The 2718-nt window shown below is 61.8% G+C and carries 2 protein-coding genes; one reads left to right on the top strand and one right to left on the bottom strand.

The window, feature by feature from the left end:
- Positions 1 to 1667 (top strand): tyrosine-protein phosphatase (locus DBR24_RS26420; RefSeq protein WP_128616180.1); only part of this gene is annotated, 1667 nt, incomplete at its 5' end.
- A gap of 69 nt (positions 1668 to 1736) precedes the next feature.
- Here the strand turns inward: DBR24_RS26420 and DBR24_RS26415 are convergent.
- Entirely contained in the window at positions 1737 to 2708 is a 972-nt protein-coding gene (locus tag DBR24_RS26415; protein ID WP_128616181.1) for an AraC family transcriptional regulator, read from the bottom strand.
- Positions 2709 to 2718 lie beyond the last annotated feature (10 nt).

Genomic DNA, 2718 nt, shown 5'->3' with positions numbered 1-2718 from the left:
TCTATGACCTGCGCACCCCCAGCGAAATCGCTGCCACCCCCGACACGATGCTGAGTGGCGCCACTTACGAAAATATCGACATCATCGGCAGCACCACCTCCGGTTCGAACATCACCAATATTTCGTTCAAAAGCGCCGCCGACGCCATCGCCATGATGGAGCAGACCAACCGCGCCTTCGTCAGCGATGCCGGCATGCGCGGCCAGTTCGGCACGTTGTTCAACGAACTGGCCAGCGTCGACGCCGCCCAACTGTTCCACTGCACCGCGGGCAAGGACCGCACCGGCTGGACCGCCGCCGTATTGCAGAGTATCGCCGGTGTCGACGACGCCACGATCATGGCCAACTACCTGGCGACCAACGACTACACCGCCGCCCGTGTTGCCGCGACCCTCAAAGCCTTGCCGGCAAGCATGGCCGCGATCTACGAACCACTGCTCGGCGTTCAGGCCAGTTATTTGCAGGCCGGTCTCGATGAGGTCAAAACCGAATACGGCAGCATGGACAACTACCTCAAACAAGGCCTCGGTCTGTCGCAGGAAACGATCTACGTCCTGCGCGGCAAACTGGTCGAATACCACAGCCTGCCGGGTCAGGCCGGGCTGATCGGCAACGCCGCAGCCGGCGCCGAATTGCTCCGGCAGTTACAGAACACTCAACTGTCCGGCACCTACAGCGCCTACAACTATTACCTGCAGTCGGCCATCGACGCCGGCACCCTCGGCGGTGTCGAATCCCAGGTCGGCGGTCAGGTCCACGCCGACACCGCCAGTTACCTGCTGCGCGAAAACGCGATGATCGAACAAGCCGCCGCACCGTTCGCCAGCGGCAGCGACCTCAAAGTCGGCCGATATCGCCTGTGGAGCACCGCGCTCGCCAGTTACCTCGGCACCGACGGTTCGGCCCACGCCGAGAGCAGTAACGAACACAGCCAGGGCCTGATGGTCGGCATCACCCAGCGCTTCAGCGAACAACTGAGCGCCCGCGGTGGCTTCGGTTACAGCAAAGGTAGCGTTGGCGGCGCGGGCGGCGAAGCCGACACCGACTTCACCTTCCTCAACCTCGGCGCCCGCTACGGCTTTGCAAGCCTGGAACGCGGCTTGTTCGTCGACGCCAACGCCAGCGCCGGCTACGTCGACTATGACAGCAAACGCGACCTCGGCGGCGGCCTCGGCACTGCCAAAGGCGACACCCACGGCAAGCTCAGTGGCGCGACGTTGGCGCTCGGCTACCGTGCCCCGGTCAACGGCATGACCTTCGAACCGAGCCTCGGCTTGCGTGTCAGCCACCTCGACCTGAACGGCTTCAAAGAGCAGGGCAGCGAACTCTCGCTCGACGTCGACGACAACAAGCAAACCCGCCGCAGCGCCGTCGCCAACCTCAACATCGGTTTCGCCCCGCTGGCGATGGGCAACTGGCAACTGGTGCCCGGCGTGCAGGTCGGCTACGAACACGTATTCGGCGAGCATCAGGTCGAAAGCCAAAGCCAACTGCTGGGCCTCGACATCGAGCAACGCGCCGCCTTCGACAACCGCGACCAGTTCAGCGGCGGCGTCAACGTCATGGCCAGCCTCGGCGCCCTGAGCCTGGGCGCGCAAGTGGCGGCCAACGGCGGGGGCGACAGCCACGGCTACAGTGGCGGCCTCAAGGCCAGCTACGCGTTCTAAAAAAACACACACAAACTGTAGGGGCGAGCAGGCTCGCTCCTACAATTAGCTTTCCAGCTTATGAGCTGATTAATCCCGAACCCTGAACTCAGCGGGACTCACTCCATAAGCCCCCTGAAAATACCGACAAAACCGCCCGACATTACTAAACCCGAACCGCAACGCCACCTCCGTCACCGACGCCGAGCCGCGCTGCTTCAACACTTCATAAGCCCGTTCCAGCCGCACCTGCCGCTGATACGCCACAATCGACATCCCGACAAACCGCCGAAACCCTTCCTGCAACGCCCTCTGACTGACATGGCTCAACCGCGCCAGCTCCACACCACTGACCAACTGCTCCGGATGCGCCTGAATAAACGCCATCGCCAACTTCACATGCCGTGGCGCCACACTCGGCGCCGGCCGCCGCAACGCCTCGGAAAAATTGTGCGGCCACGCCTCCAGCACCGCATCAATCAACATCTCGCGCAATCGCGACGGCATCAACGTGCCGCTGTTGATCAACAGATCAAACTCAGTGCCTGTGGCCAGATCGATCAGCGCCTTGATGCCCTGAAAGGCTGCGGTGTTCAGATCAACGCTGGGTTCAAAAGCGATCTTCTCCAGAATCGGTTTTTCCAACAGTGCCGAGAGTCGCTCGGTGAGCTGATGGCGATTGATCGACATGCCGTGATGCGCGTGATCATCGAAGAAACGCATAGAGCGAATGTCAGCCTTGTCGATTGCCAGGCCAACGTGCGACACACCGATGGACTCGGTGGCGTGGTTGAACACGATCTTGCCCGCAGTGGGAATGACGAACGTGATCTCGTCCTGCGGATCGGGAAAAGAAACGCTGAAGTCGCCGTGGTAATGCATGCGCCGAAAACTGACACCGTCATGCCGACCATAGACGCCGCCGATGATGATGCTGGAGGGCGGGGGCGGAGTGTCGGCGTAGCGATTGCCGAAGAGTCTGGAGAAGAGGGCACCGAAGTCGTCGGAACGGAGATTGTCGGAGCGCAGGATGATTTGTTGGCGAAGTGGGGTTGTGGACACCTTGGGGGGC

The sequence above is a fragment of the Pseudomonas sp. HMWF006 genome, assembly GCF_003061205.1.
GTDB classification, from domain to species: Bacteria; Pseudomonadota; Gammaproteobacteria; order Pseudomonadales; family Pseudomonadaceae; genus Aquipseudomonas; species Aquipseudomonas monsensis.
This window is presented reverse-complemented; position numbering and strand designations above follow the sequence as displayed.